The 14,733-nt window shown below is 36.0% G+C and carries 18 protein-coding genes, 1 pseudogene and 1 riboswitch; of the genes and pseudogenes, 18 read left to right on the top strand and 1 reads right to left on the bottom strand.

All coding sequences use genetic code 11. The features are described 5' to 3' along the window. Positions 1–124 precede the first annotated feature (124 nt). Positions 125–207, top strand: a riboswitch (cyclic di-GMP riboswitch). 22 nt (positions 208–229) lie between these two features. The 6 genes from G5W_RS23425 (at position 230) to nagB (ending at position 3,828) form a co-directional block, all read left to right on the top strand. Beyond that, complete coding sequence (locus G5W_RS23425) at positions 230–358, top strand: anti-repressor SinI family protein (protein WP_010098555.1); 129 nt, start codon at positions 230–232, stop codon at positions 356–358. 77 nt (positions 359–435) lie between these two features. Continuing rightward, complete coding sequence (locus G5W_RS0117150; protein WP_010098554.1) at positions 436–762, top strand: helix-turn-helix domain-containing protein; 327 nt, start codon at positions 436–438, stop codon at positions 760–762. Positions 763–923: 161 nt separating this feature from the next. Further along, positions 924–1,424, top strand: a complete 501-nt coding sequence (locus G5W_RS0117145; RefSeq protein ID WP_029191176.1) for a VanZ family protein — start codon at positions 924–926, stop codon at positions 1,422–1,424. 94 nt (positions 1,425–1,518) lie between these two features. After that, positions 1,519–1,662, top strand: a complete 144-nt coding sequence (locus G5W_RS23845; RefSeq protein WP_010098550.1) for a hypothetical protein — start codon at positions 1,519–1,521, stop codon at positions 1,660–1,662. A 254-nt stretch (positions 1,663–1,916) separates the two neighbouring features. Then, a complete protein-coding gene (nagA, locus tag G5W_RS0117135; RefSeq protein WP_010098549.1) occupies positions 1,917–3,098 on the top strand; it encodes an N-acetylglucosamine-6-phosphate deacetylase in 1,182 nt (393 codons plus the stop codon). A 4-nt stretch (positions 3,099–3,102) separates the two neighbouring features. Beyond that, positions 3,103–3,828, top strand: coding sequence for a glucosamine-6-phosphate deaminase (gene nagB, locus G5W_RS0117130; RefSeq protein ID WP_010098548.1), 726 nt, complete (start codon positions 3,103–3,105; stop codon positions 3,826–3,828). 43 nt (positions 3,829–3,871) lie between these two features. On the opposite strand, the gene G5W_RS0117125 is transcribed toward nagB, so the two are convergent. Continuing rightward, a complete protein-coding gene (locus tag G5W_RS0117125; RefSeq protein ID WP_010098547.1) occupies positions 3,872–4,522 on the bottom strand; it encodes a YigZ family protein in 651 nt (216 codons plus the stop codon). Between the two features lie 187 nt (positions 4,523–4,709). Here G5W_RS0117125 and G5W_RS22490 point away from each other — a divergent pair. The 12 genes and pseudogenes from G5W_RS22490 (at position 4,710) to fliW (ending at position 14,733) form a co-directional block, all read left to right on the top strand. Then, positions 4,710–5,854 (top strand): annotated as a pseudogene (locus tag G5W_RS22490) (sensor histidine kinase). Positions 5,855–5,927: 73 nt separating this feature from the next. After that, positions 5,928–6,620, top strand: coding sequence for a response regulator (locus G5W_RS0117115; RefSeq protein WP_010098543.1), 693 nt, complete (start codon positions 5,928–5,930; stop codon positions 6,618–6,620). A gap of 259 nt (positions 6,621–6,879) precedes the next feature. Next, the gene (locus tag G5W_RS0117110) at positions 6,880–7,722 is read left to right on the top strand and encodes a DegV family protein (protein ID WP_010098541.1); all 843 of its coding nucleotides are present in this window, start codon (positions 6,880–6,882) and stop codon (positions 7,720–7,722) included. Between the two features lie 323 nt (positions 7,723–8,045). Next, positions 8,046–9,179, top strand: a complete 1,134-nt coding sequence (locus G5W_RS0117105; protein WP_010098540.1) for an ATP-dependent helicase ComFA — start codon at positions 8,046–8,048, stop codon at positions 9,177–9,179. Beyond that, positions 9,176–9,856: a ComF family protein gene (locus tag G5W_RS0117100; RefSeq protein WP_010098539.1), complete on the top strand. Its 681-nt coding sequence runs from the start codon at positions 9,176–9,178 to the stop codon at positions 9,854–9,856. The genes G5W_RS0117105 and G5W_RS0117100 overlap by 4 nt, the downstream gene beginning before the upstream one ends. Positions 9,857–9,896: 40 nt before the next feature. Continuing rightward, positions 9,897–10,319 carry a TIGR03826 family flagellar region protein gene (locus G5W_RS0117095; RefSeq protein WP_010098538.1) on the top strand — a complete coding sequence of 141 codons (423 nt, stop codon included), beginning with the start codon at positions 9,897–9,899 and terminating at the stop codon, positions 10,317–10,319. Between the two features lie 86 nt (positions 10,320–10,405). Then, positions 10,406–10,666 (top strand): flagellar biosynthesis anti-sigma factor FlgM, encoded by a 261-nt coding sequence (gene flgM, locus G5W_RS0117090; RefSeq protein ID WP_010098537.1) that lies wholly within the window; start codon positions 10,406–10,408, stop codon positions 10,664–10,666. Positions 10,667–10,700: 34 nt separating this feature from the next. After that, a complete protein-coding gene (locus tag G5W_RS0117085) occupies positions 10,701–11,168 on the top strand; it encodes a flagellar protein FlgN (RefSeq protein WP_010098536.1) in 468 nt (155 codons plus the stop codon). A gap of 30 nt (positions 11,169–11,198) precedes the next feature. Further along, positions 11,199–12,671 carry a flagellar hook-associated protein FlgK gene (gene flgK / locus G5W_RS0117080; protein ID WP_010098535.1) on the top strand — a complete coding sequence of 491 codons (1,473 nt, stop codon included), beginning with the start codon at positions 11,199–11,201 and terminating at the stop codon, positions 12,669–12,671. A gap of 9 nt (positions 12,672–12,680) precedes the next feature. After that, positions 12,681–13,547, top strand: coding sequence for a flagellar hook-associated protein FlgL (flgL, locus tag G5W_RS0117075; RefSeq protein WP_010098532.1), 867 nt, complete (start codon positions 12,681–12,683; stop codon positions 13,545–13,547). Between the two features lie 143 nt (positions 13,548–13,690). Next, positions 13,691–14,257, top strand: coding sequence for a DUF6470 family protein (locus G5W_RS0117070; protein ID WP_010098530.1), 567 nt, complete (start codon positions 13,691–13,693; stop codon positions 14,255–14,257). A 23-nt stretch (positions 14,258–14,280) separates the two neighbouring features. Next, positions 14,281–14,733: a flagellar assembly protein FliW gene (fliW, locus tag G5W_RS0117065; RefSeq protein WP_010098529.1), complete on the top strand. Its 453-nt coding sequence runs from the start codon at positions 14,281–14,283 to the stop codon at positions 14,731–14,733.

Below are 14,733 nucleotides of genomic sequence, written 5' to 3'. Positions count from 1 at the left end.
TATTAGTAACATAAATGCTTATAAGACTAGTATTTAATAACTACAAAACTAGTTATCAGACGACAAAAAAAGACACCCTAATATTAGTAAATATCTTGTATAATAGTATTACAATAAATTTCCATCTATTAAAAGGCAAACCCATTGTGAAGTGGGGACGCAAAGTCACAGATCCAAGCTTTTGGCTAGGATGGCTGGATTACATAGATAATAATGGGGGATAGGACAATTGAATAAGATCTTAAAAGAAATTGACCTTGATTATGAGTGGATCTTGTTAATTAGGGAGGCGAAGGAGTTGGGTATGACGATAGAAGAAATTAGACTGTTTCTAAAAGAGGCAAAAAGGTTTACATAATTGTAAATATCTATGTACTTTATATAGAACTGCTCACCTGTTTTGTGATATAATTCGCTTGAAAGAGGTGAGTCGTCTTGATCGGAGAAAAAATTAAACAATTACGTAAAGATAAAAAAATGTCTATTTCGGAACTTGCTGAAAAAGCAAATGTAGCTAAATCATATTTAAGTTCAATCGAACGAAACCTCCAAACTAACCCGTCCATTCAATTTATTGAAAAAATTAGTTCTGTATTAGGCGTCTCTGTTAACGAAATAATAAATGAAGAAAACATAGAAGTAAATAGCCTAGATGCAGAGTGGCTTCAAATCGTGAGAGAAGCAATGGAATCAGGCGTATCTAAGCAAGAATTTAAAGATTTCCTTGAATTTAATCAATGGCGAAAAAATAAAGACTCTTAAACCTAAACCGTAGGATTCTACGGTTTTTTGTACGTTAAGAATTAGGGAAATTAGTAAGATTAGATTCTCTGAAACGACGATGGTGTGATTTTCTTATTACAGGAAAGAATAGAAACTATTTCTCCTCCATAAGAAAAATTAGCACATTTGTTAACATATAGATTGGACAGGTATGTAGAAATGAAAAAAATTATTATTATTGGCTATTTCCCTTCGCATGGATGAGTATCATTTTTTACGCTTCGGCACAGCCATATGAAAAACAAGATATTAAGCCTATGCTTTCCCAAACAGTTGATTTATCATTCCTAGAGCCATTTTTAGGTTGGATTGATTTTAGCTATAACCATAGTAGAGTAAGCCTAGAGGCATTAGGAACCAATGGAGTTATAGAGTTCTTCATTCGTAAAGGAGCGCACTTTGCTGCATTTTTTATCTTATTAGTACTTTTTTATCTCGCATTTCGTAAAACCGTCACTTGGGGAGCACTTAGGTTAGTTACTGTTTCGTTTTCCTTAACAATTGCATATGCTATTATGGATGAATTGCATCAGGGTTTAACTCCAAATCGCACGCCTTATATTGGTGATGTATTCATTGATGGATTTGGCGCAATAACAGCATGTATGTTTCTATTATTTCTCAAAAATAAACGGAAGTAATAGAAAGGTAAGAAGATTTTAATAATCATATTCATAGATTTATGGTATGATAGGCTGTATAAAAACCAAAACACATGATCAAGGCGGTAATTTAATGGTTGAACGTGAATTTTTTAAGAATATGATGAAAAGAATCATTGATGACACAGAAAAAAATAAAATCCGCTCTTCTGATGAGTTAATACAAACATTAATCAAAGAACTCACCAATCAAAAGACAATAACACAAAATAAGTAAATAGCTAATGAATAAGGGGAGACTGCAAACTAAAGCAGTCTCTTCTTTAGGTCTTTAGGGGATTCTCGCGAGAGCTTCATATTAGAGAATCTCATCATATTATAGAAAGATAAATTTGCCAAGAACACTATGAAGGCGCACAACATCACGTTCCCATAACCCCTCCCTTACTCTAAGAAAGGTATGAACTGGACATTCATAATGCCATGTGCTACTTTGAAATGGTAGAAATAGAAGGGTAGGGACTTACATATATGAGTGACATAGTAGAATCAGTTCTTATAAAAGATGTAACGATTTATCTTGAAAATGAAATTATATCAGATGGTAGCCTCTTATTGGAGCAAGGTATCATTAAAGGTGTCTTTCATAAAAATGAAAATCCTACTAGTTATCCTAGTAGATTTAAAATTATTGATGGACAAGGACTTTCTGCTGTACCTGGCTTCATCGATAGCCACATCCATGGTGCTAACGGTGCAGATGTTATGGATGCAACCGAAGAAGCCTTGGATAAGATTGCACAAGTTTTGCCGAAGGAAGGGACTACTAGCTTTTTAGCTACAACTATTACCCAGTCCCCAGAAAATATTGAACGGGCGCTCCAAAATGTCGCAAGCTATCAGGCAAAACCTGGTTATGCAGAGATAGTGGGTATTCATCTGGAAGGACCATTTATTGAAGAGAGCAAAAAAGGTGCACAGCCATTAGAGCATATCCATAAGCCGAATAAGGATTTATTTGATAAATGGCAAAAACTATCTAATAATAATATAAAGACCATTACGATGGCACCTGAGCATGATGAAGATGGTAGTTTTATCCGCCACCTAGCTGAAAATGGGGTAAATGTATCTGCAGGTCATACTGCGATTGATTTTGCTGGTATGAAACAGGCTGTCTCCTATGGTGTCAATCAGGTAACACACTTATGTAACGCGATGACAGGAATTCATCATCGTGATATTGGGGTCGTAGGTGCTGCTTTTCTACTGGAGGAGCTACGTGCGGAGTTAATTGCTGATGGTATACATGTTGCTCCAGAAATGCTTGAGCTTATATTCAAAAATATGGGTAGTGAAAGAATCATACTTATTACGGATGCTATGCGAGCTAAGTGTCTTCAAGCTGGTACATATGACCTTGGCGGACAAATGGTATCGGTAGATGGCGAGCGTGCAGTGCTTAGCGATGGAACATTGGCAGGAAGTATATTAAAAATGGCTGATGGTATCAAGCAAATGCTGAAAATACCTGGAGTAGATATTCAAGATATTATAACGATGGCTAGTGTTAATCCTGCAAAACAACTTGACGTATTTGATCGTAAAGGGAGTATTTCTATAGGCAAAGATGCTGATATTTTACTAATTGATCCAGATTTTACGATTAAACAAACATATTGCCGCGGAAAAATTGCTTATGAAGGGGAATAACAAAATGAACATTATTCGTGTTAAGGATTATGATGAAATGAGTCAGAAAGCTTGTGAAATGATCATTTCGGTGGTTCGTTCAACAGAAAAACCTGTACTAGGACTTGCGACTGGCTCTACACCTGAGGGACTATATAAATGCTTAATTGAGCAATATCAATCCAATAAAGTTTCCTTTGACAATGTGACAACCTTTAATTTGGATGAATATGTAGGTTTAGAAGGAAATGATCCGAATAGCTATCGTTATTTTATGGATAGCAATTTTTTTGATCATATTAATATTCAAAAAAATAACACGCATGTTCCCAATGGAATAGCGAAGGATCTAGAAGAAGAAGTTTTACAATATGAAGAACTAATTAAGGAAAATGGAGCAATAGACATGCAGGTACTTGGAATTGGTTTAAATGGCCATATTGGTTTTAATGAACCAGGGACAGCTTTTTCTAGTCGTACACATGTTGTTGAACTAGATGAATCCACACGTAATGCCAATGCTCGTTTCTTCTCCTCTATTGATGAAGTACCGACACAAGCAATTACTGCTGGAATTGAAACCATTATGGAGAGTAAAAAAATCGTTTTACTAGTTTCAGGTGAGGCGAAGGCGGAGACAGTGGCAAGATTATTAAACGGCGAAATTACAGAAAATTTTCCTGCATCCATTCTCCACAAGCATCCTGATGTAACAATTATTGCTGATGAAGCTGCATTGTCACAAATTTAATTAGAAAAACTTGGCGTTCCATATAAAACGCCAAGTTTTTCTTTTACTCTTTCGTAGACTCTACTTCGATTTCTATATATTTGTCTTCAATTGATTCAATGGTTGCTTGTCCACTCGTTAAATCAATCATCCAGTCCTGAAAAATCTGCTCCTGTCCATCTTCTACATAGACTACAAACGATACATTTTCTAAGTAGTTAATCGTCTCTAGAATGTATTCTGAATTTCTAAGTTCATTTTCAAGTTTACCAAGTAATGTGTAGTCTACCGTGACAGAGAAACCTTTCATTAACTGCCTTTTAATAATACCCACAGCCTTGAGAGCTTCAGATGTGGAGCTTCCATATGCTCTTATTAACCCACCAGCTCCAAGCTTAATCCCTCCAAAATAACGAGTGACTACTACAGCAGTATCCTTAAGGTTTTGTTTTTTGAGGACCTCAAGCATTGGTACGCCTGCGGTTCCGCTGGGCTCGCCATCATCATTTGCTTTTTGAATCTGGTCATGTTCTCCAATAATATAAGCCGAGCAATTATGTGTAGCATCATGGTATTTCTTTTTGATTTCCTGGATAAAGGATTGAGCTTCCTCCTCGGACTCCACTCGCTTAATAGTGCCAATGAACCTAGACTTTTGAATGACAATTTCATGTGAACCACCATCTTTATTTACGGTAAAATATTTAGATAACATGAGAAAAAGTCCTCCTTTTAGATTTTTTAGTATATAATAAAGAAAAAAGAAGTTTACCTATTGTATAGATTGGGTAATAGTATCTAGAGAATGAGAAAAATTAAGGTTTTATAAAAATATTTCTAGGTTAACCCTATAAAAATATTTATTTAACCCGTATAATTATACCATAGGTTGGTGAGTGCTTATGGCAGTGAAAACTAGGGAAAAAGATTTAGATTTTATACTTGATGAAATGGTCGATGTCGTCGAAAATAGTAAAGACGAGATTTTTAACATAAGTGAAGAGGCTCGTAATGAATATGAACAATTGCTTAGCGAACTAGAATATACCAAGCAAAAAGTCTTAGAATACATAGAAGATGGTGATAAGCTAGAGCAAAATGTTCGCTATTCGCGAAGACGTTTATCAGAGGTAAGTAAGTATTTTGACCGATACACAGAAGATGAGATTCGGGAAGTCTATGAATCTACACATGAGTTACAAACTAAATTAGCGATGCTTCGCCAGGAAGAAAGATCATTACGAGTAAAACGTGATGAGTTAGAAAGACGACTTCAAACTCTGGATCAAACGATTAAACGTGCTGAGAATTTAGCGAATAAAATCTCAGTCATACTCACATATCTAACAGATGATTTTAGGCAAATGAATGAAATGCTTGAAGAGGCAAAAGAAAAACAAGAATTTGGCTTAAAAATTATCGAAGCACAGGAAGAAGAACGTAAGCGTATTTCCAGAGAAATTCATGATGGTCCTGCACAAATGTTAGCTAATATTTTGCTGCGTTCGGAGTTAGTGGACCGGACCTTCCGAAAGGGTAGTCCAGAGGAAGCATTAGAAGAGATTAGGAATGTTCGTAAGATGGTTCGAACCTCGTTATATGAAGTTCGTCGCATTATTTATGACTTAAGACCAATGGCACTAGATGACCTAGGTCTGATTCCAACCATAAAAAATACATTTCAACTACTTCAGAGTATAACAATATAAAGATAGATTTCTCGTCTATTGGTGAAGTTAGACGTATTAATCAAAAATATGAGATTGCCGTATTTCGAATGGCACAGGAAGCAATTCAAAATGCAGTGAAACATTCAGAGGCAACATTAATTAGTGTCAAGATAGAAATCTGTACAAAAAACCTAAACCTGATTGTTAGCGATAATGGAAAAGGATTTGATCCGTCCATTAAACGTGATAAATCGTTTGGTTTAATGGGAATGAAGGAACGCGTAGAAATGTTTGACGGAACCTTTGAGATAAAATCAACGATAGGTTCCGGTACAAAGATAGTAATTCAGCTACCTTATGAGGGAGCTTTACTTTAATAGAGAGAGAATAGAAACTTGCTATCAATGCAAAACGTAATAGGGGCATATTACGTATGGGGAGGAAAGAGCAATGAATTTTGAAAAGAATATTAATATTGTTTTAATAGATGATCATAAGTTATTCCGAGAAGGGGTTAAAAGAATTTTAGAATTCGAACCATCATTTACGGTTGTTGCTGAAGGTGATGATGGTGCAATGGCCTCTAAACTAGTAAAAGAATACAATCCGGATGTTGTATTAATGGATATTAACATGCCGAATGTAAATGGTGTACAGGCTACTGCTGAGCTAGTACGTAATTATCCGAAATCGAGAGTAATTATCCTATCGATTCATGATGATGAGAGCTATGTAACACATGCATTAAAAACAGGTGCACAAGGATATTTACTAAAAGAAATGGATTCTAATTCACTGATAGAAGCGATTAAAGTCGTAAGTGAAGGTGGTTCATATTTACATCCGAAGGTAACACATAATCTTGTACAAGAATATCGCAGACTTGCGAAAGAATCCGTAGCGGTTGGATTAGGAAGTCGTGTCGAATACCATCGTCCATTACATTTGCTTACAAAACGTGAATGTGAGGTTTTGCAGTTACTAGCGGATGGTAAAAGTAATCGCGCTGTTGCAGAAGCATTGTATATAAGTGAAAAAACTGTAAAAAACCATGTTAGTAATATCTTGCAAAAGATGAATGTAAATGATCGTACCCAAGCAGTTGTATCTGCAATTCGCAAGGGTTGGGTAGAAGTACTATAACTTAAAAAGCCTTGATTTTTCAAGGCTTTTTTATTGCCTGTTAAATCATAAACAATTCTCGATAGATTTCTATTCTGTATAAAAAGCGAATGACATAGAGAAAGGCTGATATTTCGTTTGTTTGTCATGATAAATAATGCAATCATCTAATACGAATTCATATCATGGTGCATTTTTTATAACATTCATGTAAAATATAAAGGGCATATAGACCAAAGAAGAGAAAAATAAATAATAATTTAGGAGAGGAAGGTACGAGATGAAGGTTGCTGTAATGACAGACAGCACGGCATATATCCCAGAGGATATGCGCAAAGCATATGGAATACATATGATTCCACTTAGTGTTATTTTCGGGGATGAAATATATCAAGAAGAAATCGATATTTCTTCTGAAGAGTTCTACCAAAAGTTAAAAGAGATAAAGGATCTTCCAACAACATCTCAGCCTGCTATTGGTCTGATTACGGAGAAGCTAGAAAAGTTAAGTAAGGACTATGATGCAGTAGTTTCAGTACATTTATCCAGTGGTATTAGTGGTACCTATCAAGCTGTCGTTAGTGCTGGTGATATGGTGGAAGGTATTCAAGTATATGCATTTGACTCAGAAATTAGCTGTATGGCACAAGGTTTCTATGCTATAGAAGCTGCTGAAATGGCAAAAGAGGACAAATCGGCTGAAGAGATTATGGATCGTTTGAATGAAATGAAGAAAACCATGCATGGTTACTTTATGGTTGATGATCTTACGAATCTGCATCGTGGTGGAAGATTAAATGGTGCACAGGCGCTTGTTGGTAGTTTATTACAGGTGAAACCAGTACTAAACTTTGTTGACAAGGTTATTGTTCCATTTGAAAAAATTCGCACACGTAAAAAGGCAATCAACCGAATTATAGGAATGCTAGAAGAGCATGCAAAAGAAGGCAAGGTTGCTAAAGTCGCATTTATTCACGCAAATGATGAACAGGCTGCAACGGAATTAAGAGATGAATTTACGGAGAAATATCCGAATACTGAAGCCGTAATTGGTTATTTTGGCCCTGTTATTGGAACCCATCTTGGTGAAGGGGCAATCGGGGTATGTTGGTATTTTAAATAAGCAATCATTTATAAATTATATACACTAGACTGTCAGTGTTCTGGCAGTCTATACAATATCTGTAGAAAGTGAGTGGTGGTATGGAATATGATTCACAGTTGAGATCTCCAGATTTGCGTAAGTATATTGGTAAACTCTTGCTTCAAAAAGAAATCCCTCAAGGTGTGTTATCCTCTAATCATTTTACACAAATCCCTTCTATTAACAGAAAGACTTTTCATTATCAATGTCATCGATGTGGAAATAACAAGCGATCCTTATTCGGAAAAATTCCCTGTGGACTATGTCAAAAGGAACATTTATATTGCAGAAGTTGTATTCAGATGGGAAGAGTAATGGAATGTGAACCATTATTTTACTGGTCGGGAGAACAGCTAAGCTGGCCGAGTTATGATGCTCCATTAACCTGGGAGGGTTCCCTTACAGACGCGCAGCAGAAAGCCTCAAATAATTTGGTACAGGCTATTCAAGAAAAAGAAAGGGAACACCTGATTTGGGCAGTATGTGGAGCAGGGAAAACAGAAATGTTATTTAAAGGAATCGAATATGGTTTGAAGGTAGGCAAGCGAATCTGTATTGCCACTCCTAGGGCAGATGTCGTACGAGAACTAAAACCGAGAATACAGGATGCTTTTCAGGAGGTTCCTATTGAGGCATTATATGGTGGTAGCGATGATAGGGTTGGTGAATCACAAGTAATCCTTGCAACCACACATCAATTACTACGATTTTATCAAACGTTTGACCTCATGATTATTGATGAAGTGGATGCATTTCCATATCATCATGATCCAACTCTTCCGTTCGCTGTTAATCGTGCTAAAAAGTCAACATGCACAACGATATATCTAACCGCAACCCCTAGACAAAATTTACTCCTCAAAATGGCATTTAAACAATTGCCACACACATTTGTACCAGTGCGTTACCATGGTCATCCACTTCCAGTACCAGAACTGAAAATGAGCTATTCCCTTCATAAGGACTTAAAACAGAAGAAATTCCCAAAACATATAACGAATTGGATAACCAATAGACCGAAACCCAATCGACAATTATTACTCTTTGTACCGACTATCCTACTTGCAGAACAAGTGGTGAAGAACTTGCAGGATATAACAAACGGTAGATTGGGTGTAATTGACTCTGTACACGCTGATGATCCGGATAGAATTGAGAAGGTCGACCTATTTAGGATAAGGAAAATTCAAGTACTCGTAACGACAACCATTCTCGAAAGAGGCGTTACATTTCCATCTGTTGATGTAGTCGTTTTAGATGCAGGTCACTCTGTATTTGATGAAGCTGCCCTAGTTCAAATAGCGGGAAGAGCTGGAAGAAATAAGAAAGACCCAACAGGGGAAGTTCTTTTTATCCATGATGGAAAAACAAATGCAATGGTAAGAGCAATTCAGTCTATCAAACAAATGAATAAAAGGGGCGGATTTTCTTTATGAATTGTCTATGGTGTAATGAAGAAATTATGAATGAAATAAATTGGAGTACGCTTGTTTTTCCAACTAAGCAAAAAAACATTTGCAAACGCTGTGAAGAGAACCTCGCAATCATCACTGGAAGTCGATGTAATCACTGTAGTCGTCAGTCTGAAATCAGGATTTGTAATGACTGTCTTTGGTGGAAAAACTATAACAATGGAAAGGATACCATTGTGTTTAATTACTCCATTTATAGTTATAATAATGACATGAAAGAGATTGTTGCAAAATGGAAGTATAGAGGAGATTATGAACTAGGTTATCTATTTACACATAGTTTTGGACAACACTTCCGACAAAAATTTAAATCCAAAAAGGACGTAATTGCAGTTCCTATTCCTTTAAGTGAGGAGCGTATGCAAGAAAGAGGATTTAATCAAGCATCAATGTTAGCTTCTTTCCTTCCAATACAAACAAAAGAGCTGCTGTCACGAGTCCACAATGAAAAACAATCCAAGAAGTCCCGAAACGAAAGAATTTCTTCTCAAAACCCATTTATCTTGAAAGGGAGTATAAACAATTCCGTCATTCTTGTCGATGATATATATACAACAGGTACTACGATACGCCACGCAGCAGATGTTTTAGTAAAATCTGGTTGTCCAGAGGTTTTTACATATACTTTGATTCGTAGTTAGACGGATATGATAAAATAATAGTATTGAGGAGAAATGAAATATGGCTGAGTTAGCTAATTGCTCAAGTTGTGGAAATGTCTTCGTAAAACAACTAAAGGATATCTGTAAGGAATGCTATAAAAAAGAAGAAGCTGCTTTTCAAATTGTCTATGATTTTCTGAGACAACAAAGAAACAGAGAAGCAACTTTAACTGAAGTAGTGGAAGCTACAGGAGTAGAAGAAACATTGATTACGAAATTTATAAAAGAGAATCGACTTCGTACATCCATGTTCCCTAAACTGGGTTATCCATGTGAAAAGTGTGGAACGATGATAACTACAGGTAAACTTTGTGGTTCATGTTCTACCGAGTTGCAAAATGAGTTATCAAAGCTTGAAGCAATTGATAAAGTAGCAGAACGTAATAAGGAAACCGAAAAGGAAACTCGTATTTATTATACGCTTGATAAGAATCGCAGATAACACTACAAATATTTAATTATTTGCCGATAAAATAGATAGAAATACGTTCGACGTATGGTTGTTCGGAAATTTAATGAGGTGATACTATGAAAATAAATGGGCCGAATCAAACAAACTTCAATCCATATAAAAATCAAATTCATAAGACGATGGAAGTAAAAAAAGCTTTCAAACATGACCAACTAGAGATTTCAACAGAAGCTATGAAATTACAAGAAAATACGAAAGTCAGTGCACAGCGTGAAGCATATGTACAAGAAATTAAAAATCGCGTTGAGTCTGGTCAGTATGAAATTAATTATGAAAAAACGGCTCAAAAGTTAGCTGAATTTTGGTCTAAGCATTAAGAGGAGGACAGCCAAGTGTCCGTACAATTAATTATTGATAAATAAAAACTTAATTTTGATTCATGAACAGCTACTAGCGCTTTCTATTGAAAAAACGGCCCTTGTAAAAGAGGGTAATGTTGAAAAACTACAACCTACTTTAGTGAAAGAACGAAAGGCAGTACAACAATTAGAACAAGCAGAGGAAGAACGCCAGAAGGAAGTAGCTACATGGTTTGTGAACCATGGAGTAAAAGTAGATGAAGTAACCCTTTCGAATTTAATGAACCATATCGAAATTGAAGCCGAAAAGAAAGAATTGGAAGATGCAGCTGTTCGTCTGACTGAAGCAATTGTTAAGCTGAAACAACAGGAAGAGTTAAATATGGCATTGATTCAACAATCCATGCAATTCGTTCAGCTTTCTATTGATTTATTGAGTCCTTCTTTGAAAAATATGAATTATGGCAAGGATAAAGGACCATCAGATGTGAATCGATCCGTATTTGATTCAAAAGCCTAAGAAATAATCGGGAGAGAAGGAGAAAGTCCAATGAGTACATTCCATGGTTTGGAAATGGCGAAAAGAGCGCTATATGCACAACAATCAGCTTTATATACAACAGGTCATAATATATCGAATGCGAATACAGAAGGGTATACCAGACAACGTGTTAACTTCGAAACCCTAACAGCATATCCAAGTGGATCTCGTAACCGTCCACAAATACCTGGCCAAATTGGTCAAGGTGCCCAAGCTGGTTCAGTGGAACGTATTCGTGATAGTTTCTTAGATTTACAATTTCGTGCTGAAAACAGTAAGACAGGCTATTGGGAAACTATGTCTAGTTCACTTTATCGTATGGAAAGTCTATTAAATGAACCATCAGAGAGTGGTTTAGCGAATACAATGGATAAGTTTTGGCAATCTTTACAGGATTTATCTGTAAACCCTGAGAATTCAGGGGCTAGATCGGTAGTAACAGAACGCGGATTAGCTGTTGCTGATACATTTAATTATTTAAGACAAAATCTGCAAAAAATGCAAGATGATACTAGTAATCAAATCGATGTGACCATTAAGGATGCAAATTCATTACTAAGCCAGATTAATAGAATTAATAATCAAATAAAAGAGATTGAACCACACGGATATTTAGCGAATGATTTATATGATGAACGTGATCGTTTAATTGATGAATTATCAAGTATCGTAAATATAAAAGTACACCGTGTGGAATCTTCAGAAAGTGCGTTGGATATTGCAGGTGGATTAACGAAAATTGAACTGATTAATGACAATGGAACTTCCTATTCTCCTGAGATAACTTTATTAAGCCCAGGTGAAGAACCTAATTATTTAGAGATTGACCCTGCGACTAATACGGTTACAATCGGAGACACAACAAATGTTGTATTACCATCAGGTTCTTTAAAGGCACTAATAGATGTTCATGGTGGTACACCTCAGGAAGATATTGTTTCTTATGGATTATTGATACAAGAGCTAGATAAAATGGCAGAAACATTAACTGCTAAATTTAATGAACAACACAACAATGGTAGAGACTTGAATAATCAGGCTGGTCTTGATTTCTTCCAATATACTAATGGTGTTATGACGGTTAACAATGATATTGTAAAAGATCCAAAATTACTTGCAGCAAGTGCAGATGGTACTGCTGGTAATGGTGATAATGCGTTAAAGTTAGCGGAAGTGTTTGATACTTCCTTCAGTGATAATCCAGCTATTGGTAATGGAACTTCTGTTAAAAGCTTCTATGAAGGATTAATCGGAAGCCTAGGGGTTTCTGCACAAGAGGCTAATCGAATGGCCGACAATACAGCTGTTCTTCGTTCTCAAGTGGAAGAACAAAGAATGTCTGTGAGTTCAGTGTCTTTAGATGAAGAAATGACGAATATGATTAAATTCCAGCATGCATACAACGCAGCGGCAAGAAGTATGACTGCCATGGATGAGATATTGGACCGAATTATTAATAATATGGGTCTTGTAGGAAGGTAGGGAATATAAATGCGTGTAACACAATCAATGCTTTCAAATAATATGCTACGTAATTTATCTAATAGCTATAATGATATGGGTAAATATATGGAACAGTTAACTACTGGGAAAAAAATTAACCGACCTTCTGATGACCCAGTAGTTGCTGTAAAAGGGATGGACTATCGTAGTCAGTTATTACAAGTAGAACAATACCAACGTAATACAAATGAATTGCATAGCTGGATGGACAATTCAGATGATGCACTAGATCAAGCTACAAAGGCTTACCAACGTATGAGAGAGCTTGCAGTTCAAGCAAGTAATGGTACGTATGATGCAGCAGAAAGAAAAAACATTCAAGAAGAAGTGAAAGAGCTTCGTAAACATATTACGGAGATAGCAAATACGAATGTTAATGGTAAGTATATCTTTAATGGTACGAATACAGATATTATGCCTATTGATGAGAATGGTAATAATATTACAACTGGTGATGTGAATATTGAAGTATCCAGTGGTATTAAAATTAAAGCAAACGTAGATGCAGCAGGTATTTTTGATCAGGATGCATTAGATACAATTGACCAATTTATTACAGCTTTAGAAAATGATGACCAAGCTTCAATACAGCAAAGCATTGGGGAAATTGATGAAAATATTGATAATATCCTGAATGCCCGTGCTGAATTAGGTGCAAGAATGAACCGCTTAGATCTTATTGAGAATCGCCTTGGTTCACAAGAAATATCTGCAACCCAAATGATGTCAAACAACGAAGATATCGACTATGAAAAAGTAATTACGCAATTAATTACACAAGAAAGTATTCATCGTGCAGCATTATCTGCCGGTTCACGGATCATACAACCAACACTACTTGACTTTTTACGTTAATCAATAGCCCTGGCCCGCATAGGGTTCAGGGTTTTTTAGTAGTTAGGAAAGTATAGAAAACTTTCCGCTGCCGTAAGAGAAACTAACACATTCGCTAAAATTAAAGCGTATGCGAGTTTTTCTATTAGGATAGGGGGATTGACATGCAATTACCACAGATTCGAATGGAATCACAGCAGGCAAGAATTAGTATGACGATACAACCTGCAAGACAGGAGATACAACAGCCTAAAGCAAATCTATCAATCCAACAGCCGAGGGCTGATATTACCATGAATACAATTCCTTTTAAATTGACTATTGATCAAACACAAGCATGGGAAGATATGAATCTCAAATCTGCTAAACGTTCAATTGAAGAGTTTGCCCAAGAAGGTAAACAAGCTGCTATGGAGGGGATAGGGAGAAGAGCTTCTCAAGGAACAGAACTTATGAAAATCGAAAACAAGGGAAATCCTTTAATAAGCCAATCTTTTCAAAATGCCCATGAACCACCTCGATCTCTTGGAATTAAATTTGTTCCTTCGTTCCAGGCAGTGAAGATTAATTATCAGCCATCCGAGGTCCAAATTAATGTACAGCCGAATAAACCAATAATCGATGTTCAAGTGAATAAACCTGTAGTAAATTATATTCCTGGTTCGGTAGACATTAGTATGGCGCAATATCAGGACTTAAAAATAGATTTTGTAAATCTATTTACCGAATGATCGATAGACAACATTAAGGAAGGATGATTGTATTGAATATACAAACAAAATATCTGGGTAATGTGGAGATTGAAGAGAGTAAAATTATTCATTTCCCTTCTGGTATTCCTGGGTTTCTAGATGAACTAGATTTTGTTCTTCTTGATATTCCTGGAAATCCTATTTTTCAGTTTTTGCAGTCCGTTAAATCAGAAGAACTAGCATTCGTGGTGGTAAATCCATACCAATTTTACCAGCAATACACAATTGAGCTAGATGACACTACAATTAACACATTAGATATAAAAAGTGAAAAGGATGTACTAGTACTGACTATTGTAACGGTAAAAGAACCATTTGAGTCTAGTACAATGAATTTGAAGGCACCAATCGTGATTAACTTGGAAAAAATGCTTGGTAAGCAATACATATTGAATACAGATGATTACCAAAGCAAGGCTTCTATTAAATCTGCTACCGCTCAGAAAGGAGTGTAG

The organism is Ornithinibacillus scapharcae TW25 (assembly GCF_000190475.1).
In the GTDB taxonomy this organism is placed as follows: Bacteria; Bacillota; Bacilli; order Bacillales; family Amphibacillaceae; genus Ornithinibacillus; species Ornithinibacillus scapharcae.
The sequence above is the reverse complement of the archived record's forward strand: the minus strand, read 5'-3'. Positions and strand labels throughout refer to the sequence as shown.